At 49.7% G+C, this 20,272-nt stretch carries 21 protein-coding genes; 7 read left to right on the top strand and 14 right to left on the bottom strand.

The window, feature by feature from the left end:
• Positions 1-179 precede the first annotated feature (179 nt).
• Genes yjgA through ACO0LD_RS16455 form a run of 5 tightly spaced genes read left to right on the top strand, consistent with a single transcriptional unit; the run spans position 180 to position 3,375 of the window.
• On the top strand, positions 180-791 hold the full coding sequence (gene yjgA / locus ACO0LD_RS16475; protein WP_423008672.1) for a ribosome biogenesis factor YjgA: 612 nt from the start codon (positions 180-182) through the stop codon (positions 789-791).
• Positions 772-1,422 carry a molybdopterin adenylyltransferase gene (gene mog, locus ACO0LD_RS16470; protein WP_423008670.1) on the top strand — a complete coding sequence of 217 codons (651 nt, stop codon included), beginning with the start codon at positions 772-774 and terminating at the stop codon, positions 1,420-1,422. The genes yjgA and mog overlap by 20 nt, the downstream gene beginning before the upstream one ends.
• A 17-nt stretch (positions 1,423-1,439) precedes the next feature.
• Positions 1,440-1,982 carry a metal-dependent hydrolase gene (locus ACO0LD_RS16465; RefSeq protein WP_423008668.1) on the top strand — a complete coding sequence of 181 codons (543 nt, stop codon included), beginning with the start codon at positions 1,440-1,442 and terminating at the stop codon, positions 1,980-1,982.
• Positions 1,979-2,656, top strand: coding sequence for an alpha/beta hydrolase (locus ACO0LD_RS16460; RefSeq protein ID WP_423008666.1), 678 nt, complete (start codon positions 1,979-1,981; stop codon positions 2,654-2,656). Before ACO0LD_RS16465 ends, ACO0LD_RS16460 begins: the two co-directional genes overlap by 4 nt.
• Entirely contained in the window at positions 2,653-3,375 is a 723-nt protein-coding gene (locus ACO0LD_RS16455; protein WP_423008664.1) for a phytanoyl-CoA dioxygenase family protein, read from the top strand. Before ACO0LD_RS16460 ends, ACO0LD_RS16455 begins: the two co-directional genes overlap by 4 nt.
• A gap of 5 nt (positions 3,376-3,380) precedes the next feature.
• Here the strand turns inward: ACO0LD_RS16455 and ACO0LD_RS16450 are convergent, their stop codons facing one another.
• From ACO0LD_RS16450 to purU, 3 genes are read right to left on the bottom strand one after another with little or no spacing between them, the layout of a single operon-like run.
• Positions 3,381-4,481, bottom strand: a complete 1,101-nt coding sequence (locus tag ACO0LD_RS16450) for an acyltransferase family protein (RefSeq protein ID WP_423008662.1) — start codon at positions 4,479-4,481, stop codon at positions 3,381-3,383.
• The gene (locus ACO0LD_RS16445) at positions 4,482-5,024 is read right to left on the bottom strand and encodes a YaeQ family protein (RefSeq protein ID WP_423008660.1); all 543 of its coding nucleotides are present in this window, start codon (positions 5,022-5,024) and stop codon (positions 4,482-4,484) included.
• On the bottom strand, positions 5,024-5,896 hold the full coding sequence (purU, locus tag ACO0LD_RS16440; protein ID WP_423008657.1) for a formyltetrahydrofolate deformylase: 873 nt from the start codon (positions 5,894-5,896) through the stop codon (positions 5,024-5,026). The genes ACO0LD_RS16445 and purU overlap by 1 nt, the downstream gene beginning before the upstream one ends.
• A gap of 264 nt (positions 5,897-6,160) precedes the next feature.
• On the opposite strand from purU, the gene ACO0LD_RS16435 reads away from it, so the two are divergent.
• Entirely contained in the window at positions 6,161-7,186 is a 1,026-nt protein-coding gene (locus ACO0LD_RS16435; protein WP_423008655.1) for an NADP-dependent oxidoreductase, read from the top strand.
• Between the two features lie 83 nt (positions 7,187-7,269).
• Here the strand turns inward: ACO0LD_RS16435 and ACO0LD_RS16430 are convergent, their stop codons facing one another.
• The 8 genes from ACO0LD_RS16430 to ubiD all read right to left on the bottom strand — a co-directional run bounded on the left by ACO0LD_RS16430 (position 7,270) and on the right by ubiD (position 16,392).
• Positions 7,270-8,898 carry an ATP-binding protein gene (locus ACO0LD_RS16430; protein ID WP_423008653.1) on the bottom strand — a complete coding sequence of 543 codons (1,629 nt, stop codon included), beginning with the start codon at positions 8,896-8,898 and terminating at the stop codon, positions 7,270-7,272.
• Between the two features lie 41 nt (positions 8,899-8,939).
• The gene (locus ACO0LD_RS16425; RefSeq protein WP_423008651.1) at positions 8,940-9,380 is read right to left on the bottom strand and encodes a response regulator; all 441 of its coding nucleotides are present in this window, start codon (positions 9,378-9,380) and stop codon (positions 8,940-8,942) included.
• Positions 9,377-11,290, bottom strand: coding sequence for a PAS domain-containing protein (locus tag ACO0LD_RS16420; protein WP_423008649.1), 1,914 nt, complete (start codon positions 11,288-11,290; stop codon positions 9,377-9,379). The genes ACO0LD_RS16425 and ACO0LD_RS16420 overlap by 4 nt, the downstream gene beginning before the upstream one ends.
• Positions 11,291-12,034, bottom strand: a complete 744-nt coding sequence (locus ACO0LD_RS16415) for a substrate-binding periplasmic protein (protein ID WP_423008647.1) — start codon at positions 12,032-12,034, stop codon at positions 11,291-11,293.
• A gap of 454 nt (positions 12,035-12,488) precedes the next feature.
• Positions 12,489-13,280, bottom strand: coding sequence for a 2-oxo-tetronate isomerase (otnI, locus tag ACO0LD_RS16410; RefSeq protein WP_423008645.1), 792 nt, complete (start codon positions 13,278-13,280; stop codon positions 12,489-12,491).
• Between the two features lie 10 nt (positions 13,281-13,290).
• On the bottom strand, positions 13,291-14,250 hold the full coding sequence (locus ACO0LD_RS16405; protein ID WP_423008643.1) for a bile acid:sodium symporter family protein: 960 nt from the start codon (positions 14,248-14,250) through the stop codon (positions 13,291-13,293).
• Positions 14,251-14,389: 139 nt separating this feature from the next.
• The gene (locus ACO0LD_RS16400) at positions 14,390-14,848 is read right to left on the bottom strand and encodes an acyl-CoA thioesterase (protein ID WP_423008641.1); all 459 of its coding nucleotides are present in this window, start codon (positions 14,846-14,848) and stop codon (positions 14,390-14,392) included.
• A 59-nt stretch (positions 14,849-14,907) separates the two neighbouring features.
• A complete protein-coding gene (gene ubiD, locus ACO0LD_RS16395) occupies positions 14,908-16,392 on the bottom strand; it encodes a 4-hydroxy-3-polyprenylbenzoate decarboxylase (protein ID WP_423008847.1) in 1,485 nt (494 codons plus the stop codon).
• A gap of 535 nt (positions 16,393-16,927) precedes the next feature.
• Between ubiD and ACO0LD_RS16390 the strand changes: the two genes are divergently transcribed.
• Positions 16,928-17,830 carry a transglycosylase SLT domain-containing protein gene (locus ACO0LD_RS16390; RefSeq protein ID WP_423008639.1) on the top strand — a complete coding sequence of 301 codons (903 nt, stop codon included), beginning with the start codon at positions 16,928-16,930 and terminating at the stop codon, positions 17,828-17,830.
• A gap of 93 nt (positions 17,831-17,923) precedes the next feature.
• Here ACO0LD_RS16390 and ACO0LD_RS16385 read toward each other — a convergent pair whose 3' ends face one another.
• The 3 genes from ACO0LD_RS16385 to ribH form a co-directional block, all read right to left on the bottom strand.
• Positions 17,924-19,090: a pyridoxal phosphate-dependent aminotransferase gene (locus ACO0LD_RS16385; RefSeq protein ID WP_423008637.1), complete on the bottom strand. Its 1,167-nt coding sequence runs from the start codon at positions 19,088-19,090 to the stop codon at positions 17,924-17,926.
• 103 nt (positions 19,091-19,193) lie between these two features.
• Positions 19,194-19,658, bottom strand: coding sequence for a transcription antitermination factor NusB (gene nusB, locus ACO0LD_RS16380; protein ID WP_422952084.1), 465 nt, complete (start codon positions 19,656-19,658; stop codon positions 19,194-19,196).
• Between the two features lie 108 nt (positions 19,659-19,766).
• Complete coding sequence (gene ribH / locus ACO0LD_RS16375; RefSeq protein WP_110253023.1) at positions 19,767-20,264, bottom strand: 6,7-dimethyl-8-ribityllumazine synthase; 498 nt, start codon at positions 20,262-20,264, stop codon at positions 19,767-19,769.
• Between the last annotated feature and the right edge of the window lie 8 nt (positions 20,265-20,272).

The raw sequence follows: 20,272 nt of genomic DNA, 5'->3' as shown, positions 1-20,272 counted from the left end.
CTATGTATGTCAGTGCTAAATGACTAAATGGCCAAAGGGAAATATCCTAATTATTTACCTTGATTCACACCATATATGGGTCAATTATGGGTCAATCGCAGCTTGATTTTAGGTAATTCCAAGCTAAAAAGGGTATCATAGCAGCCGTTTCATTAAGTTAATAGTAAAGGCGCAGAATTATGCCAAATCCAAATCGCGGCTCATGTGGCTATCAGTCCAGTGAGTTCGAACCAGAATACGACCGTCCATCAAAATCCCAGTTGAAGCGCGAAATGACCGCCCTGCAAAAAATGGGACAAGAATTGGTCGAGCAGGCGCGCGAACGCGTCAAACGCGTACCCATGCCAGAAGATGTGCGCGAAGCCATCCTGATTTGTCAGCAAATCAAGGATCACGAAGGCCGCCGCCGCCAGATGCAATATGTAGGCAAGAAAATGCGTACCCTGGATGAAGCAGAAATTGCCCTGATCCAGAAAACCATAGACAGCTGGAAAGGTGCTTCGAAGTCTGAAACTGCCGCCATGCATGCACTGGAACGCCGCCGCGAAAAATTGCTGGCAGACGACAATGCCCTGACAGAGTTGATGGCAGAACACCCTCAACTCGACGTACAGCAATTGCGCACCATGATACGCAATGCCCGTAAAGAACAGGCTGAAAACAAGCCGCCTAAGGCTTATCGTGAAATTTTCCAGATTTTGAAAGACTTGCAAAAATCCAAAGCTGCTGCCAATGCTGATGAAGCGGATGATGCAGATCTGGATGAAGAAGATGAGTTTGATGACAAGTGAGTCTGAACAAATGGCCAGCCCTGATGGCGAAAAACTCAAGATAGGTCTGATATCAATCTCAGACCGCGCCTCTGCCGGTATTTATCAGGACCAGGGTTTACCTGCCTTACAGGAATGGTTTGGCAAGGCTCTCACCAGCCCATGGGAAATGGCCACACGGCTGATCCCGGATGAACGTGCAGCCATAGAACAGGCTTTGATTGCGCTGGTGGACGAAGATCAGTGTCACCTCGTCATCACCACTGGCGGCACTGGCCCATCCAGGCGTGATGTCACGCCGGAAGCCACGCTGGCAGTCGCGACAAAGGAGGTGCCGGGCTTTGGCGAACAAATGCGCCAGATCAGCCTGCAGTTTGTACCAACAGCCATCCTGTCACGCCAGGTTGCCGTAATACGCGAAACAGCGAACCACGCTGCACTGATACTGAACCTGCCAGGCCAGCCGAAATCCATCAAGGAAACCCTGGAAGGCTTGAAGGATGCAGAGGGCAAGCAAATCGTTGCCGGGATTTTTGCGGCAGTGCCGTATTGCATAGATTTGATAGGCGGCCCGTATATGGAAACGGATGACCGCGTCTGCAAGGCATTCCGCCCTAAAAACGCCATACGCGCCAAAATCCTGCCTGCCTGAACGGCACATCTATTGCGATGGCGACCATACTGACGCATCCCGTTGTACCACTGACTTTGGGTCTGATATTGGGGCAAAAACGCCTGCCCTGGCCCCTCGTGTTAACTGGCATGCTGGCTGCGATCTTGCCGGATCTTGATGTGATTGCCTTCAAACTTGGCATTGCTTACGAATCGGCTTTTGGTCACCGTGGTTTCAGCCATTCCATCGTGTTTGCAATACTGGTCGCAAGCCTGGTCAGTGTCTTTCATCATCGCTTGCGTAGTTCTGCCCTGGTTTGCTGGCTGTTTATTGCCTTCGCCACCATCTCACATGGCCTGCTGGATGCGCTGACTACAGGCGGCCTGGGCGTGGAATTTTTCTGGCCGTTGACTGAAGAACGTTATTTCTTCCCCTGGCAATTCATCCAGGTATCGCCGATAGGTGTGAATCGCTTTCTGACAGCGCGCGGCTGGCGTGTAATACAATCCGAATTACTGACCGTCTGGCTGCCCTGCGGCCTGCTTTTACTGACTGTCAAACTAACTACTTATTTTTCATCCTCACGAAAATCATCATGACACAAGATATCTTAGCGACTGTAGAAAGAGAAACCGCACCAAACCCAAGTGTTGCCATTATCTGGATGCATGGCCTGGGTGCGGATGGCAATGATTTCTTGTCTATCGTCAGGGAGCTGGATTTGGAAAACTGCCCTGGTATAAGATTTGTCTTCCCTACTGCGCCAACGATGCCTATCACTTTTTATGATCGTTATGTCATGCGCGCATGGTATGACATACTTGGCAAAGACTTGGCTGCACGCGAAGATGAAAGTGGTTTGCGTGCATCGCAAAAACGCATTGAGCAATTGATTGCGCGAGAAAATGCGCGCGGCATTCCATCCGATCACATCATACTCGCAGGCTTCTCACAGGGCTGTGCCATGACCTTGCAAACTGGTTTGCGCTACCCTGAGAAATTGGCGGGCTTACTCTGTCTGTCAGGTTATCTGCCACTGCGTGATTTGCTCGCAGGAGAAAGACATGAAGCGAATATAGCAACACCTATCTTTCAGGCGCATGGCCAGATGGATGACGTTATTCATATTCAACGCGCCAAGGAGTCGCGTGATCTTTTAGTGGCATCGGGCTATCAGCTAGACTGGCATGAATATTTAATGGCACATCAAGTCTGCAAAGAAGAACTGGATGACATCAGCCTGTGGTTGAAAAAAGTCTTGCAGGGAAAATGAAACCGATACTTACCGGGTATCAAAGTATCGCAACAACCCTGGCAAGCCAGGGTTTTGTCATCTTGCCTGGCTTTCTTGATGAAAAAGAGTTGGCACAACTTCGGCAGGCTTGCCAGCCTATCGCTGATCAATACGGTGTGCGCCAGGTACTGCAAGGCTACCCGTCCATACGGCAGGCATTGAACTGGAACAAACTGTATGCGCTATTGCAGGCTGCAGATATGATGGAGTCGCAAGCCGTGCGCAGCATCTTTTTCAACAAGAATGCTGATCACAATTGGCTGGTGTCCTGGCATCAGGATATGACGATCTGCGTCAACCAAAAAACTGAGCTGGCCGGTTACAGCAAATGGACTTGCAAGAAAAATGTGCATTACGTAGAACCACCGGCAGAAGTGCTGGAAGCAATGCTGACGTGCCGCATTGCCCTTGATGATGCCGGTGCTGAGAATGCCGCCCTGAAAGTCATCGCTGGCAGCCACAACTCAGGCAAGCTTGATGAGACCCAAATCCAGAATATCAGCAAAACCAGCGCCCACAATACCTGTGTGATGCGGGCCGGTGACATCTTGTTGATGAAGCCCTTGTTACTGCACGCATCCGACAAGGCAAGAATCGCTACTCAACGCCGAGTATTGCATCTGGAATTCAGTGCCAACACACTTCCACCACCGCTAGATTGGGCGGAAACCAGTGATCAAGCAGCGCATATACGTTAGTCACCCTATTGAACTGACGGGATTGATGCTTCCCTCTTGAGCGATAAATAATTGCGCAAGCGTGATACTGTCGCTGACTTTAAAGCCAGGGCCGGTTTTTCTATCATGTGCCACGAAAATAGCGCCAGCAACATGGTCACAAAAACCGAAGCCGTCGCCATGCTCCACACTGCAATGCCCGGGAACAAAGCCGCAATTGCCTGCTGCACCGGGAAGGCGTAAATATATACTCCATACGAATAGTCCCCCACGCGGTTATAAGCTCGCAACCATCCTGCAGGCAGGTAAGCGACGCAGGCCACCAGATAAGCAATCGTCAGATTATACAAGCTAAAGAATAGGGGTTTGCTGACGAATGCAGTTGTCAGCACCAGCAACAACAAGGGATAGAAAAGACGTCCTGTCAGTACCAGTTTTTCTTTCAGCATAAACAGGCTGGCACCAGAGAAAAACATGAATAGCAAACGAGTGAACTGGCTATCATCATGCAAATAAAAATGGCGTATAAACACCAGCATGGCAGCCAGCAAAGTGATTGCGGGTATCAGATACTTCAAGATCTGCAGGCGTTTTTTCTTCAGCAATACCAGGCCAATCCAGAACACCAGCAAGAGCAGATACATCTTGATTTCATATGGCATGGTCCAGAGCGAACCATTGACTGCATTTGGATAGGGATTTTGTGCAAATACACCGGGCAAGACATAGCTCACCCCGGACAAGAGAGTTGCGCACTTGAGCAGATATTGCCATGTCTCAGCAGCAGACAAATACGCTGTCAGTGACAAGCTGCTGAAATAGGGTCCAAGTACAAATACCGTCAACAGCAACATGCATATCAGCGCTGGAAATATACGCAATACCCGCGCGCAGACATAGTCAATCACGCTTTGCTTGTTAACCAGACTGCCTGTCACCAGCATGCCACTGACGATAAAAAATACGTCCACCGCAACCGAGCCAGGCGTCATGCCAGTCAATGCACCCCAAGGCTCTGGCTGGGCCAGCAAGGCAAAGCTATGCCCTACCAGCACCGCCAGCGCAGCGACTATGCGCAACAAGTTGAGGTTATTGTCGCGGCTGCCTATGCATTCAGACAAGCGCATTCAGGCAAACTCTTTAAGTACTTCCAGATCGATTTGTACGGGGGCATCTCCGGCTGACATCCAGATTTGCCCATCTTGTATCGTGCATTGCAATTGCATATTGCGTTGGGCAAGTTTTTCCAGTGCCTGGCTTTGTACAGAAGGTACATTCATGACGCGCAAATTCTTGGCACGGTCGAGACGGCTGTTCATTGCCTTCCACCAGATATCGCTGGCGCTGGCAAAGCTGTAGACAATCACTTGCTCCGAACGACCACATGCCTTCAACAATCGCCGGTCGTCTGGCTGGCCAACTTCTACCCATAACTGTATGGCGTCGGTGTAATCTTTTAGCCAGATATCAGGTTCTTCCGTATCCGATATACCTTTGCCAAATTCCAGACGCTCTGCCGCATGAATGGCAAATGCCAACACACGTATCATCATGCGCTCGTCGGTCTCAGATGGGTGGCGGGCGATAGTCAGGCTATGGTCGGCATAATAGCCGCGGTCCATGTCCGAGATATTCAGGTCAGCTTTATAAATGATGGATTTGAGTGCCATTACTTGAACACCACCGTTTTATGACCATTCAACAAAATGCGATGTTCAACAAAGCATTTGACGGCACGTGCCAACACCACGCATTCAACATCGCGACCTATGGCAGTCAGTGTTTCTGGCTCCATTGAGTGATCAACGCGCTCCACATCCTGTTCGATGATAGGGCCCTCATCCAGATCCCCCGTGACAAAGTGGGCGGTAGCGCCTATCAGTTTGACACCACGTTCATGCGCCTGATAGTAAGGCTTTGCTCCCTTGAAGCTGGGCAGGAAGGAATGATGGATATTGATGGCCTTGCCTTTCAAGGCATCGCACAATTTCGGCGACAATATCTGCATGTAGCGCGCCAGCACCACCAGTTCAATATCATTGCTGGCAACGATATCCAATATCTTTTGTTCCTGCGCCTGCTTGGCTTCTGCCGGTGCACCGGCCGCCAAAGGCAGATGGTGAAAAGGAATATTGTAGCTGGCTGCCAGTTGATAAAAGTCGGTGTGATTCGAGACGATGGCCTTGATTTCTACAGGCAGCAAACCGCTCTTGTAGCGGAACAGCAAATCATTCAGGCAATGGCCTATCTTGGATACCATTAACATCACGCGTGGCTTGTGATGAGCATCATGCAATTGCCAGCTCATTTGCATATTCGCGCCCAATGCCGCGAATTCTTCACGCAAGGCGCTGTCGCCGACGCTGGAATCTTCCACCGCAAAATGCACGCGCATAAAGAAAGTCGCTGATTGCGCATCACCAAACTGGGCAGAATCGATAATATTACAGCCATGGTTGGCTAAAAATCCCGATACGCTATGCACAATGCCGCGTTGATCGGGACAGGATAAAGTCAGGATATATTCTGGTCGTATGCTCATGATTTCAGTGGTTTGACCCGGATTTGCAGTTTTCCGTGGTCAGAGACAAATTAAATTCGTAAATTTGCTAACAAAGCTTAAAAATTAACCGCGTATTGTCGCATGTCGGAAGCATAATTCATAATATCGTGTCCAATTAAATAAGCACCACAAAAAGCACGATCGTTCTAATTAGTGTATAGTCATTCTTCTGATAACCCCATTTTGGTTCAGACACCTACGAACACAAGAGCAGCCACCAAAGCACAACATTCTGGAGACAACATGAGCACACTCAGCAATCAACAATACCGCCTTGCCGCCCGCCCTGTCGGCAACCCCAAGCATAGCGACTGGAATTTCACGACAGAAACCGTGCGTGACATCACAGATGGCGAAATTGTCGTACAAACCATCTATATCTCGCTGGACCCGGCCATGCGCGGCTGGATGAATGAAGGTAAATCCTATATCCGCCCGGTTGCCATCAATGAAGTCATGCGCGCTGGTGGTATAGGCAAGGTGATTGCTTCGAAATCGCCCAAATTCACGGTTGGTGATTATGTCTCTGGTGGCACAGGTGTACAGCAATACTGGGTTGGTGCGGCTGATGATAAAACAGCTGGATTTTACAAAGTCAGCCCAAAACTGGCCCCTCTGCCAAAATTCATGAATGCGCTGGGCATGCCCGGCATGACCGCTTATTTTGGTTTACTGGATGTCGGTCAGCCCAAGGCTGGTGAAACCGTAGTGGTATCTGGTGCGGCGGGTGCGGTTGGCCAGACTATAGGCCAGGTTGCCAAACAAAAAGGCTGCCGCGTAGTCGGCATCGCTGGTGGCAAGGATAAATGTGATTTTGTGGTCAATGAACTGGGCTTCGATGCCTGCATAGATTACAAGTCCGGCTCAGTCAAAGATGGTTTGAAAGAACACTGCCCGAATGGCGTGGATATCTACTTTGATAATGTCGGTGGCGACATCCTCGATACCGTGTTGACCCGTATCAATCTGAAAGCGCGCATCATCATCTGCGGAGCGATCTCCCAGTACAACAATACTTCGCCAGTCAAAGGCCCGGCCAACTACCTGTCATTGCTGGTGAACCGCGCCCGCATGGAAGGTATCGTTGTATTTGATTATGCAACCCGCTATGGTGAGGCAGTGGCCGAAATGGGTAAATGGATGGCTGAAGGCAAATTCCAGACCCGCGAAGATATCGTCAAAGGACTCGAAACTTTCCCTGATACGCTGATGATGCTGTTTGAAGGCAAAAACTTTGGCAAACTGATTTTGCAAGTAGCGGAAGAATAAAGCCTGGAATAAAAGCCTGCTTGAAGACGGCCTGATTTTGAATAAAATCAGGCCGTCTTACACTATGTCAGCTGATTTTTATCTCAGCTGGTTTTTGGAGTAATCGCAGGAAAACTGAAATGCAGGCGTACGCCCTGGTTGTCCTCGCTCTCCAGCCTGACACTTCCCTTGAATATACCCTGCACAAGGTTATGGACAATATACAGACCAAGGCCTGAACCACCCTGCCCCAGGCGCGTTGTATAAAAAGGTTCAAACACCTTGTGATGCAAGGCCGGTGCAATGCCTGTGCCATCATCCGTATACACGAGTTCAATCACCCCATCGACGCTGCGCGCCTCAATGACGATATGTTTGTCTGCTCTTCCCTCAAAACCATGGGTCAGGGAATTAACGATAAGATTATTGATGATCTGTTCCAGATGGCCAGGAAAACTATCCATCATCAGCCCTTCGGGAATGCGGTTATCAACCAGCACTACAGCTCGATTGATCATGCCACCCAGGGCATTGATACTGTCTTGCACCGCAATGCGCACATCAAATGGACGCCTGCGCTGGCTGGTCTGGTCGACTGACACGCGCTTGAAGCTGTCGATCAATTCACTGGCTCGCCCGCCACTTCGCACAATCAACTGGCCGACATCAGCACATTCATCCAGAGCCTGCACCAGACCTGAGCGCGTCATTTTGCCGCTCTCGATGAGCTTACCCACATCCTTGAGTTTGTCTGCCAGAGATGAAGCGGCCAGCAACATATTTCCTATAGGTGTATTGAGTTCATGCGAAACACCCGCCACCAGCACACCCAGCGAAGCAAGTTTTTCTGATTCGATAATCTGCGTCATGGCGCGGCGCAATTCGCGGGTACGTTCTTCCACTCGCAATTCCAGCTGTTCATTCAGGATACGCAATTCCTCTTCAGCCTGCTTGCGCTCAGAAATATCGACATGAGTACAAATCATGCGGGTAGCCACACCGTGCTCGTCATGGCTGACTATCATGCCTCTGTCTATGACCCATTTCCAGCTACCGTCCTTACCAAGTATCCTGTGCTCACTGTGGTAGCGTGGCATGGCACCGGCAAAATAAGCACGCAGCGCATCCCTTACCAGTGGCAGCTCATCTGGATGCACCAGGTCCATACCGCCATCCACAGTAGCCGGGATTTCATTGTTGTCATAACCATGCATACTGGCCCAGCATGATGAGTACAGCACGTGACCCGTTTTGATATTCCAGTCTGACACACCGTAGCCTGCGCCTTCCAGGGCAAAACTCCAGCGTTCCTCACTTTCACGCAATGCTTCCACAGCCAGCCTGTGGGCTCGTCTTTGCGCAGCTTCGCTCATTTCACGCTTGATGGCTGGCGGCAGGCGTGCCAGACTATCTTTCATGACATAGTCATGCGCCCCAGCCTTCATCAGGGCGACGGCAGCATTCTCACCGAGTTCGGCAGAAACAACGATAAATGGCAGATCCAGGCCGGATTCTTTCAACAGTGCCAGAGCTTCATTGGTATTAAAATGCGGCAGGTTGTAGTCTGAGAGTATGACATCCCAATCACCTTCGTCCATGGCCTGGCGCATCTCCTCACAAGTCTCAACCCGTGTCATGCTGACATCAAAGTCAGCACGCCGCAGGCATAGCATGACCAGCTCTGCATCCATATCAGAGTCTTCAACCATCAGCAAAGATAGTGGTGTTGCCATGTCAGCCCTGTGTCGTCTTCATTTGCCTGAATTTGCCCTGATCATGATTGATGCGGATTTTCGTTAATCACCAGCCAATACAAACCCAATTGTTTGATGACTTCTGCAAATTGTTGAAAATCAACCGGTTTGCGTATGTAACTATTTACACCAAGATCATAACCAGCTGCTACATCCTGTTCTTCCCGCGACGAGGTCAGGATCACCACCGGCACCCTGTGAGTACGCGGGTCACTGCGTATCTGTCTTAACACTTCCAGGCCATCTACTTTAGGCAATTTCAAATCCAGCAACACCAGCATGGGAGGGACAGTGTCTTCCCGGTTAGCATAATTGCCCTGGCAGAACAGGTAGTCCAGCCCTTCCTGTCCATCTTGGGCAATCACCAGATTATTTGTGATATGACTTTTCTTGAAGGCGCGTTCGGTCAAGCCTATGTCACTGGGATTGTCCTCTACCAGCAAGATGGTTCCTGTACTCATTGAAACTCCTTCAAGGTAAAATAAAATGTCGCCCCTTCGCCTGCCGTTGAATCTGCCCAGATATTCCCACCATGGCGAAAAACGATGCGCTGTACCGTCGCCAGTCCTATACCGGTACCGCTAAATTCACTGGCTTTATGCAGCCTTTGAAACACACCAAAAAGCTTGTGCGCATAACGCATGTCAAAACCAGCGCCATTGTCTTTCACGTAAAAGGCGAGCACCTCCATCTGCGAAAGTGGTTCTGTTATTTGTACACGACCAAATGTAATCTGAGGTAGCTCTTTCATTTTAGAAAATTTGGCCGCATTTTCGAGTAAATTAGTCAAAACCACTTCCAGCAAACGTTTATCACCCCAGGCATGCAAGCCTGGGGTGATGACAAAACTATACTGGCGCTGTTCATTTACCCCTTGTTGCACTTCCTGTATGCGTGCCGCGATGGTCGTCGCCAGGTCACTGAGATCAACCTCGCGCATAGTCAGGGCTGCACGGCCTAATCTTGAGAACTGCAACATATCGTCTATCAATTGACCCATGCGCTGGCTTTCGGCGCGCACTCTCCCCAGATATTCCTGACCAGTCGCATCCAGATGCGGGCCATAATCTTCTTGCAGGGCCAGGCTCCAGCCATCGATACCACGTAGAGGACTGCGCAAGTCGTGGGACACTGAATATGAAAATGCCTCCAGTTCCTTATTCGCTGTTTCCAGTTGCGCGGTACGTTCCTGCACCTGTTTTTCCATACTATCGTTGATCAGGCGCAGTTCTGCCCGCGCCAGTTCATTCTCAACCAACAGCATGCGCATATCTTCTGCTGCCCTCAATTGCTCGCTGATGTCAGTATGCGTGCCTATCATGCGCGTGGCTCTGCCTTTGGCATCCTTTTCCACTACCATGCCACGCGACATCACCCATTTCCAGTTGCCATCCTTGCACAACATTCTTTGCTCTATGCTGAAGAAATCTGTTTTACCTGCCAAATTATCATCCAGTTGGGCAAACGCACGGGCAGCATCTTCTGGATGCGCCAGCCTGGTATAAGTATCAAGGGTGCCGGGTAACTCATCTTCGCGATAGCCAAGCATTTCTTTCCAGCGCCGTGAATACACGACTTCATTGGTGTCGAGATTAAAGTCCCAGACACCGTCGCCGGCACCTTCCAGCGCAAATTTCCAGCGAAATTCACTTTCCTGCAAGTCTTCAACGAACTGATCAAGACGCTGCTGCATTGCATTGAGTGCGCCAACTACCTGCTCAAGCTCATCGCCAGCCACTCCTGGTCTCGTTTTACGCTCCAGTTGCAATTTCCCAGCCTTGCTTCCGGCAAACAGGCGATCTGAAAACAAGGCGATTTTTTTCAAATGCCGCCCCACCATGTATTGAAACAACATCAGGATAAACAGGGACACCAGGAAAGTCTTGATGGTCTGGGTAATCAGTATCACGACCACCTTGTCACGCAAGCGCTGGTACACACCTTCCAGGTTGGCGACGATCAGCACACTGCCTATATGGACCTGGTTTTGTCTGTGGGTGAAATGAAGTGGGAATTCATGACGTATGACATGCGTGCTGATAGCTTGCCCTGCCCTGGCAACGAGTGCCCCCTGATCCGTGCGCACTTCAGCATATTGCATGTCCGGCAATCTCAGGATGCCATTCAATTGCAACTCCAGGTCACGTATGCTGGTCACCCACAGGCTGGATGACAAACTTTCTTCATAGCTGGACTGTATCTGCGTCATCTGCGTTTCTATGTCGCTGATTTCACGCTTATAGTCTATTGCCAACTGGAACACGGTTGAAACCAGCGTCACCACCGAGCTGAACATGAGGATGGCAATCGCTATCCTGCGCCCAAGGCTATTGGCAGTAGTTCCACCGAGGCTGCGTATTAGTGAACGCATTCAAGCACCAGCTAAAGGCTGATAGCGCTTCAACACAGAATCAAAAATCCGCTTATGAGTACCATCCTGCTTCATCTTGCGGATTTCTTCAGCCAGTCTGGGCACCAGTGCTTCATGCTTCTTATTCAGGTACAAAAACCAGTCACCCTCAACAAAAGCAGGTTCCATGATCTTGATGTCCTTGAGTCCCAGGCTCTTGATGAAATGCAAACCTTCCAGTTTCTCTATCACCGCAACATCTATCCTGCCTTTATCGAGCATGGAAAACAATTGCGTACCCGTTTCGAGTTTGAGCAAGGAACGGGTATCAACGATATTCCGTTCCAGAATTTTCCAGCCTGTGAGTATGCCTACATCAAAAGGCTTGAGACTGTCTGCACCTGTGACGGTGAAACTGGGTTTGCGGGTAAACACCACCATTTGATAAAACATGACTGATTCAGGTACGCGCACAAGATTCGGGTAAGTCTTATCTATACCCAGCACGCGTGAGACATCACCATCATCAATTCCATTATTAACATTGAGCAGACTTCGCTCAGCCGACATGGGCTGGATATCGACCTTGAAACCTACACGCTTGAATAATTCGGCGTAGAACAGGTCGAGTACGCCATCACGCCCGGGTGAAGTAATTGGTGCGAAAAATGGTGTATTTAATACCAGCGTAGCTTCTGCACGAGCAGAACTCACCAGCATCAGCCCCAGTATGACTGTCAGCCAGATTTTGATACGGATACTCATGATCGTCTCCAATGCACTTCAAGGAGTAACAGGACCACAAAAGCTAGAACTCATTTCATAAATAGGGGTGAGATGCGTTTGTCTCATAACGTGGGCTGGCAAGGCGGACGAGGCAGTCAATAGCGGTGCTATTGATAACGAGTCCAACGCAGTCCAGCGCGCGTTATGAGACAAACCCTCTGGGAACTGACGATTTGGGCGCATTGCAGCGTTGTGGCGCTTGCTAAGGCAGCAGCCTTAGCTGCGCGTCACACCTTACACTGCATCCCAAATCGTCTTGTTCGCACTCATCCCTATTTATGAAATGAGTTCTACTTGCTTTGATCACTTTCCACCGTTTTCATGCCACTGTCAATTCATCTTCAAACGACTGTGGCAAAGCTGATTTTCACGGCAAAATCAGCATAATAATCAAAATAATAATCAGAACTCATTTCATCAACAAGAATGAGCTCTAGCCAAGCCAGGGAACAAGCCAGCCCAGGCCAGCACTGGTTCCGGCTTTAGGGCGGTACTCACAACCTATCCAGCCCTGATAGCCCAGCTCATCTATCAAATCAAACAGATAGGAGTAATTCACTTCTCCCATATCAGGTTCATGCCTGTCTGGCACACCGGCTATCTGTATATGACCTATGCCGGCGTGCTTGCGTGACATATCGCGGCGCAGCTTGGTGGCGACATCTCCTTCGACGATCTGGCAATGATAGATATCAAATTGCACACGTAGATTCTCTACACCTACTTCCTGGCAAATCTCTTGCGCATCATCTTGCCGGTTCAAGAAATAACCAGGTATGTCACGGGTATTGATGGGTTCAATGACTATGGTGATGCCTTCGCGGGCAGCAAGCAAAGCAGCATAGGCAAGATTGCGCAAATAAACAGCACGGTGTCTTTCTCTGTCTTGTTCGGGTTGTATCAGCCCGGCCATGACATGCAAATGACGGTTGCCAAGTATGCGGGCGTAATCCAGCGCAGTATCAAAGGCCTGCTTGAATTCTTCTTCCCGCCCAGGTATGGACGCAACCCCTCGCTCGCCCAAAGGCCAGTTGCCTGGTGAGGTATTAAACAAGACTTGCTCCAGTCCATGCGCACTGAGCAAATCGCGCAATTCATTCGCCGCATAATCGTAGGGAAACAGATATTCGACAGCCTTGAAGCCATCTTTGGCGGCGGCGGCAAAGCGTTCTGTAAAAGGCAATTCGGTATACATCATGCTGAGGTTGGCAGCAAAACGTGGCATGTCTGACTCCTTATCTTTTAGCGTAATGTTGCGCCATGAAGGCACACACCATTAACTGTAGCTGATGAAACAGCATCAATGGCAATAAGACCATACCAAGAGCATGACTGGCAAATAAAACTTTGGCCATGGGTACACCACTGGCCAGGCTTTTCTTGGAGCCACAAAATACAATGGTAATTTGATCTTCCTTGCTAAATCCCATACGACGGCTGATGACGGTCGTCAACAACATGATAATTGCCAGCATCAGGGCACTGATACCCAGCAAACTTGCCAGCATCAAAGGTGGTAACTGTTGCCACAATCCTTGCACCACTGCCTCGCTGAAAGCAACATAGACGACCAGCAAAATCGAACTCTGATCCACCATGGTCAGTATGCTGGCATACTTTTCCAGCCAGGCTTGCAACCAGGGTCTGGCGATCTGCCCGGCGACAAAGGGCAATAATAATTGACCAACTATCTTCAACATCGCATCCAGTGAAGAATGACTCTCTCCATGCGCGACCACAACCAGGCTGACCAGCAGGGGGGTCAGGAATATTCCCAACATATTGCTAAGAGATGCACTACAAATGGCTGCAGGCACATTGCCACGGGCGACTGAGGTAAATGCAATCGAAGATTGCACCGTCGAAGGCAAGACACATAGAAAGAGTATGCCTACATATAATTCAGGCGTAATCAACAACAAGAGCAAGGGCTTCAATGCTACGCCCATCAATGGAAAGATGGCAAAAGTAAATGCCATCACCAGCAAATGCAGACGCCAATGCGTAAGTCCCGCCAGCACAGCCTGGCGCGACAACTTGGCCCCATGCATGAAAAACAGCAAGGCGATCATGCCCACGGACAAATGGTCAAAGCCTGATGCGACCAACCCGCGTGCAGGAAACAGGCTGGCAAGAGTGACCACGCCTAACAGCAACAAGGTCATGTTATCGGGTAGAAAGCGCGGCCGTTTCATGTGGGGAAAGCAAGAAATGTAGGTAATTGATTGTACTTGAATAATGCGCCTTACTTGCCAGCACGTAGATGCTGCCCTGTAAAGCGTAGTCTGAGTCCAACAAATGCCTGCTTAATGTCAATATGCCCTAAATTGCAGCTTATAGAGACGGAACTACCGCCGGTAAATAGATATCGCAAAACTCAGCTGGCATGCGGCGTGCGCGCCCACTGCTAAGCTCTATGCATACCAGGTCCCAGCGCCCCCTGAGTACGGTGGCACCATCACTGTCACGTATCAATTGAAAACGCCTGTCCATGGTGAGTTTGCCATCGCTGGCAAACAGCCACGTCGCCAGCGTCAGTGATTCGCCGAGCAGGGTGGGCAAAACATAATCATATTCACCTCGTCTGATCGCCATGGCGCGGTCCAGGCGATGGTAGTCTGACAGATTCAAACCCAGTGCTTCAGAGTGCCCCCACGCGACCTCTTCGCACCAGCGCACATAGACTGCATTGTTGGTGTGATTCAAACCATCGATATCACTTTCTTGCGGCTTCACTGCCCGCGTGAACGGCTGCGGATAATCCCAAGCCATGGAAAGACCTAAAGTACTCAATACACTCATATATATACACGCAAAAATTTAATCGCTAAAACACCACTCTCACAAATGACTCACAAACCCAGTTCTTGCCAGATCTGATCCACTTTGGTCTTTACTTCTGGCGTCATCTCTATGGTCGTGCCCCACTCACGGCTGGTCTCGCCAGGCCATTTATTGGTCGCATCTATACCCATCTTGCTACCCAGGCCACTGACGGGTGAAGCAAAATCGAGGTAGTCAATTGGCGTGTTGTCGACCAGCGTGGTATCGCGCAAGGGATCGACACGGGTGGTGATTGCCCAGATGACTTCTTTCCAGTCGCGAATATTGACATCTTCATCAACCACGATGATGAACTTGGTATACATGAACTGGCGCAAAAAGCTCCAGACCCCGAACATGACGCGCTTGGCATGACCGGCATAGGCTTTTTTCATTTGCACCACAGCCATGCGATAACTACAGCCTTCTGGCGGCAAATAGAAGTCCGTGATTTCACTGAATTGCTTTTGCAGCAAAGGGATGAAGACTTCGTTCAGCGCCACACCTAGTACCGCAGGTTCATCTGGCGGCTTACCTGTATATGTAGAGTGATAAATAGGATCGCGGCGCATGGTGATGCGGTCTATGGTAAAGACGGGAAACCAGTCTTTCTCATTGTAGTAGCCGGTATGGTCACCATACGGCCCTTCCAGCGCATGCTCATAACCGCTAGGGTGATTTTCATCAGGATAGATATGCCCTTCCAGCACAATTTCTGCTGACGCGGGCACGCGCAATTCACTGCCGATTGCTTTTACCAATTCAGTACGGCTGCCACGCAACAGCCCGGCAAACTGGTATTCAGACAAACTGTCTGGCACGGGCGTCACTGCACCTAATATAGTAGCCGGGTCTGCCCCCAAAGCGACGGCGATGGGATAAGGCTTGCCTTTATTGACGATGCCATGTTCACGAAAATCCAGGGCACCACCACGATGAGCCAGCCAGCGCATGATAACTTTATTGCGGCCCAACACCTGCTGTCTGTATATACCCAGATTCTGGCGTTTTTTATTGGGGCCTTTGGTAATCACCAAACCCCAGGTAATCAATGGTGCAACGTCGCCAGGCCAGCAATGCTGTATAGGTAAACGAGCGAGATCAACATCATTGCCTTCCCAGACTATTTCCTGGCATTTGGCACCACGCAGCTCTTTTGGCGACATGTCCCAGACCGCTTTTACCAAAGAACCCATGCCCATGATTTCTTTAAACCCCTTGGGCGGTTCTGGTTCTTTTAGCGCCGACAAAACATGGCCTATCTGGCGCAGCTCGCTCAGGTTTTCTGCCCCCATGCCAAGTGCTACGCGGCGTGTCGTGCCAAATAAATTACCCAGCACTGGTATGGTATGCCCAACAGGTTTGGTAAATAAAAGAGCCGGACCTTCGGCACGCAAAGTGCGATCGCAAATCTCAGTCATTTCCAAATGTGGCGAAACAGGCAAGTCCACCTGTTTAAGTTCGCCTTTTTCTTGCAGTTGAGAAATAAAATCTCTCAAATCAGAATATTTCATCATTTTTCGCTTTTTCGTATCTCTGCACTAGTCGCACTAGCAACTTCTGCCAAGTGCTTGATTTTATTCAACTTTGCTGCATTGCAGCACAATTCATCAGACATAAAAGTAATTACTTTCTTATTTGATAGTGTTGACTTGATATAAAACCGCCCCTACAATTCGCCCAACTTGATGAAGAGGTTAATGACTTCCGCCACTTTCGACACAAAGAGAGTTTCGCCAAACGGTAACATCATTCACGGGGATCGGGCCCCAACATAACATTGTAAGGATTGTTTTCAAAAGGCGTCTGCCTTATCCCGAAAAAAGTTGTTTGTCACTGGACACACCATGAACAGGTTCGACGGACCTGATTTGACAAACGGCTCCGGCGTCTTGCGATCACACTTGTGACGGGGACGATGTTTCTGATTCGCGGAAGTACGCACCATGTTTGGCTTTTAAGTAAGTTGAATGACGCATCGCGAAGATTCAGGAGGTAAGAATGTTTCAACGTTTTATTTTAGCTGTACAACAAAGTAGTTTTTCTTCAATGGATAAGCGCAAAGCGCTCTCCATGGTAGCGCGTGATACAACCAGTGGCTTATTCACCACCCTGCGCAACCTGCTGACACTCGCTGGCATCATTGCCATGACCGTTTTGGTCATGATGTATGTCAAACCCGAACTCACCGACAAATTCAAAGGTTTGTCACCCTATGCTGAAGCTGGCGAAGAGCCCGCAGAAGCCGTAGCAGCCGTACCAGCACCTAATCTTGCCCATTTGATGCAAGCACCAGGTCAAGCTAATTCTGACAGCAATTTGCAAAAAGCAAGCGCATCTGAAGAAGAAGCAAAAATGCTGGGCAACCAGCGTCAGCAACAATGGGTAACCACCTGGCTGGCCAAACGCTACCGCGTGGCGACTGATGCCACCAACATGCTGGTATCTGCCGCTTACCTGACCGCCAAAGAAATCAAGATTGATCCTTTGCTGATCCTGTCTGTGATGGCGATAGAATCCGGCCTGAACCCATTTGCCGAAAGCCCGGTAGGTGCGCAAGGCTTGATGCAAGTCATGTCCAAAGTACATCACGACAAGTTCCAGGATCTTGGTGGCGTTAAAGCTGCCCTGAACCCGGTTGCCAATATCCGTGTTGGCGCATTGATACTGAAAGACTATGTCACCCGTGGTGGTTCTGTTGAAGCTGGCTTGAAGATGTATGTAGGCGCAGCCGATTCCGACAATGACTCTGGTTATGGCGCACGTGTCTTGAATGAATACAAACGCCTGAAGGATGTCTCCGCAGGTAAGAATGTACCTACCTTCTTTAGCGCTCCTGCACCAGCACCTGTGCAAGCTCGCCCAGTCGAAGCAGTTCCTGCACATAAGCCTGATGCAACGGAGGCCAAAGCAACAGTAGAAACGAAAAAAGACCAGGTTGCAGCGCTGTAATTCTGCTCCTTGATAAAAAAGCCGCCTGATCAAATGATCAGGCGGCTTTTTTACTTATTGGTCTTAGTGATTGGTCTTGGCGAGCTGCCTTAATTATCTATTAGCCAAAAACTTCTTTAGCCTGGCAACGGCTTCCTGCAAATTCTCAAATGAATTGGCATACGACAGACGTACATAAGATGTCGCAGTTGCCGGGCCAAAATCCAGTCCTGGCACGATCACCACACCGGCTTCATTCAACACCTGCTTGGCAAAAGTATCTGCATCGTCGGTAAAGCTGGAGCAATCGGCATACACATAGAATGCGCCATCTGGCATGACTGGAATACTAAAACCAAGCTCACGCAATGCCGGAACAATATAATCGCGGCGGCGCTTGAATTCTGCTTTGCGCTCTTCATAAATGGCGATAGTCGCAGGCTCAAAGCAAGCCAGCGCCGCATACTGGGCGATCGAAGATGGGCAAATGAACAGGTTTTGCGCCAGCTTTTCCAGTGCAGGCACGATACGCTCTGGCACCACCAGCCAGCCAAGACGCCAGCCTGTCATATTGAAATATTTGCTGAAGCTATTGATGACGACCACATCCTCATCCAGCGACAAGGCAGAAAATGGCGCCCCATCGTAAGTCAAACCCTGATAAATCTCGTCAACGATGCTGAAGCCCCCCAACTCTTTTACTGTAGCGACAATCTTGCCCAGTTCTTCATGCTCTATGGAAGTGCCGGTAGGATTCGATGGCGAAGCCAGCAAGACACCACTGCTGCGCTCATCCCATTGCTGACGGACGATTTCTTCAGTCAGTTGAAAGCGGTGATCAGGCCCGCTGGCGATAAGCTTTGCCCTCCCCTCGAATGCCGCAACAAAATGGCGGTTGCAGGGATAACAGGGGTCAGGCATCAACACTTCCCTGCCCGGCTCGACCAAGGCAGCACAAGCCAGCAACAAGGCAGCCGATGCACCAGCGGTGACGATGATGCGGGAAGCGGGTACTTCAAGACCAAACACATCAAGGTAATGCTGCGATATCGCCATGCGCAATGCTGGTAAACCCAAGGCCGAGGTATATTGCAAACGCCCGGCTGCCATGGCCTTGGCTGCAGCATCAATCACCGCTTGCGGTGCGGTAAAGTCTGGCTCGCCTATACCCATGTGTATCAGATGACGGCCCTGCTTTTCCAGTTCTGCTGCCATTTTCATGAGTTCCATCACATGAAAAGGGGCGATATTGTCCAGTCTTGCGGCGAGATTTTGATGCATGGCACTTCCTAGAAACACAGGCTGAAAAAAAACCGCCTTATTTATCTTTCAAAATAAGGCGGTAGATACTTTTACAAATATGGTCAGTAACTTAGTCAGTAACTTATTTACCTGCTGCAACCTCAGTCGCACGCAGCTTTGCTGCCAGTTTGTCGAGTACACCATTGACATACTTGTGACCATCGAGTCCACCAAAGGACTTGGTCAGCTCTACCGCTTCGTTGATGACAACACGGTAAGGGATTTCTATGTGGTTCTTCAATTCATAGGCACCAATCAGTAAAGCAGCATGCTCGATCGGTGACAATTCAGCAATAGTACGATCGATCAAAGGAGCAATTTGTTCACGCAATTCTATGGATTGTTTGATTGCACCATGTAACAGAGAATCAAAATGTTCTCTGTCTGCCTTCTCAAAACCGTGAGCTTCACGGATATGAGCTTCAATTGCGCCGGAATCTTCATTATTCAGCAGCCATTGGTACATACCCTGCAAGGCAAATTCGCGCGCACGGTGGCGTGGCGAACGGTTCTTGCTGGGATTGGCGTGTAGTGTTTTATTATTCATATCTTCTCTTACTTATCGTACTTAACTTACTTAACTTACCTAATTTAAAGCTGGGTGATCGTCGTTCAGGCTTAAACTTAAATATAAACTCAAGCCTGAGCCAGACGATCAGGCATCATAGTGCACGTCTTCTGTGGCTTCTGCCAATTCTTCCAGTGCCAGGGTCAGGTTGGCCATTTCTACGGCAACACGGGCAGCATCACGGCCTTTTTCCTGCATGCGCACTTCGGCTTGCTCATCATTTTCTGTCGTCAGGATAGCATTGGCGATAGGGATGCCGGCATCCAGGCCAACGCGGGTGATGCCTGCGCCAGATTCATTCGATACCAGCTCAAAATGGTAGGTTTCACCACGGATAACTGCACCCAGGGCGATCAGGGCATCGAATTGATTGGTTTCTGCCAGTTTTTGCAAGGCCAGTGGCACTTCCAGTGCGCCCGGCACTGTGACGTGCAGGATGTCTTCATTGAGTACGCCCAGCAATGACAATTCAGCCAGGCAGGCATCCAGCAAGCCCTTGCCGATATTGTCATTGAAGCGCGCCTGTACGATACCTACACGTACGCCTGCACCATCCAGATTTGCTTCGTAATGTCCAACTGTCATAATATTCT

It is taken from the genome of Undibacterium sp. Ji83W, from assembly GCF_049340385.1.
Taxonomy (GTDB): Bacteria; Pseudomonadota; Gammaproteobacteria; order Burkholderiales; family Burkholderiaceae_D; genus Undibacterium.
This window is presented reverse-complemented; position numbering and strand designations above follow the sequence as displayed.

Coding starts and splice junctions, on each gene's coding strand:
- ACO0LD_RS16450 (WP_423008662.1), bottom strand. CDS start 4,481: ATGCGCTTGTCTGAATGCATAGGCAGCCGCGACAATAACCTCAACTTG.
- ACO0LD_RS16430 (WP_423008653.1), bottom strand. CDS start 8,898: ATGGCAACACCACTATCTTTGCTGATGGTTGAAGACTCTGATATGGAT.
- ribH (WP_110253023.1), bottom strand. CDS start 20,264: ATGACAGTTGGACATTACGAAGCAAATCTGGATGGTGCAGGCGTACGT.
- ACO0LD_RS16455 (WP_423008664.1), top strand. CDS start 2,653: ATGAAACCGATACTTACCGGGTATCAAAGTATCGCAACAACCCTGGCA.
- nusB (WP_422952084.1), bottom strand. CDS start 19,658: ATGAATAATAAAACACTACACGCCAATCCCAGCAAGAACCGTTCGCCA.
- ACO0LD_RS16405 (WP_423008643.1), bottom strand. CDS start 14,250: ATGAAACGGCCGCGCTTTCTACCCGATAACATGACCTTGTTGCTGTTA.
- ACO0LD_RS16390 (WP_423008639.1), top strand. CDS start 16,928: ATGGATAAGCGCAAAGCGCTCTCCATGGTAGCGCGTGATACAACCAGT.
- ACO0LD_RS16425 (WP_423008651.1), bottom strand. CDS start 9,380: ATGAGTACAGGAACCATCTTGCTGGTAGAGGACAATCCCAGTGACATA.
- mog (WP_423008670.1), top strand. CDS start 772: ATGAGTTTGATGACAAGTGAGTCTGAACAAATGGCCAGCCCTGATGGC.
- ACO0LD_RS16465 (WP_423008668.1), top strand. CDS start 1,440: ATGGCGACCATACTGACGCATCCCGTTGTACCACTGACTTTGGGTCTG.
- ACO0LD_RS16460 (WP_423008666.1), top strand. CDS start 1,979: ATGACACAAGATATCTTAGCGACTGTAGAAAGAGAAACCGCACCAAAC.
- yjgA (WP_423008672.1), top strand. CDS start 180: ATGCCAAATCCAAATCGCGGCTCATGTGGCTATCAGTCCAGTGAGTTC.
- purU (WP_423008657.1), bottom strand. CDS start 5,896: ATGAGCATACGACCAGAATATATCCTGACTTTATCCTGTCCCGATCAA.
- ACO0LD_RS16435 (WP_423008655.1), top strand. CDS start 6,161: ATGAGCACACTCAGCAATCAACAATACCGCCTTGCCGCCCGCCCTGTC.
- ACO0LD_RS16415 (WP_423008647.1), bottom strand. CDS start 12,034: ATGAGTATCCGTATCAAAATCTGGCTGACAGTCATACTGGGGCTGATG.
- ACO0LD_RS16385 (WP_423008637.1), bottom strand. CDS start 19,090: ATGCATCAAAATCTCGCCGCAAGACTGGACAATATCGCCCCTTTTCAT.
- ubiD (WP_423008847.1), bottom strand. CDS start 16,392: ATGAAATATTCTGATTTGAGAGATTTTATTTCTCAACTGCAAGAAAAA.
- otnI (WP_423008645.1), bottom strand. CDS start 13,280: ATGCCACGTTTTGCTGCCAACCTCAGCATGATGTATACCGAATTGCCT.
- ACO0LD_RS16420 (WP_423008649.1), bottom strand. CDS start 11,290: ATGCGTTCACTAATACGCAGCCTCGGTGGAACTACTGCCAATAGCCTT.
- ACO0LD_RS16445 (WP_423008660.1), bottom strand. CDS start 5,024: ATGGCACTCAAATCCATCATTTATAAAGCTGACCTGAATATCTCGGAC.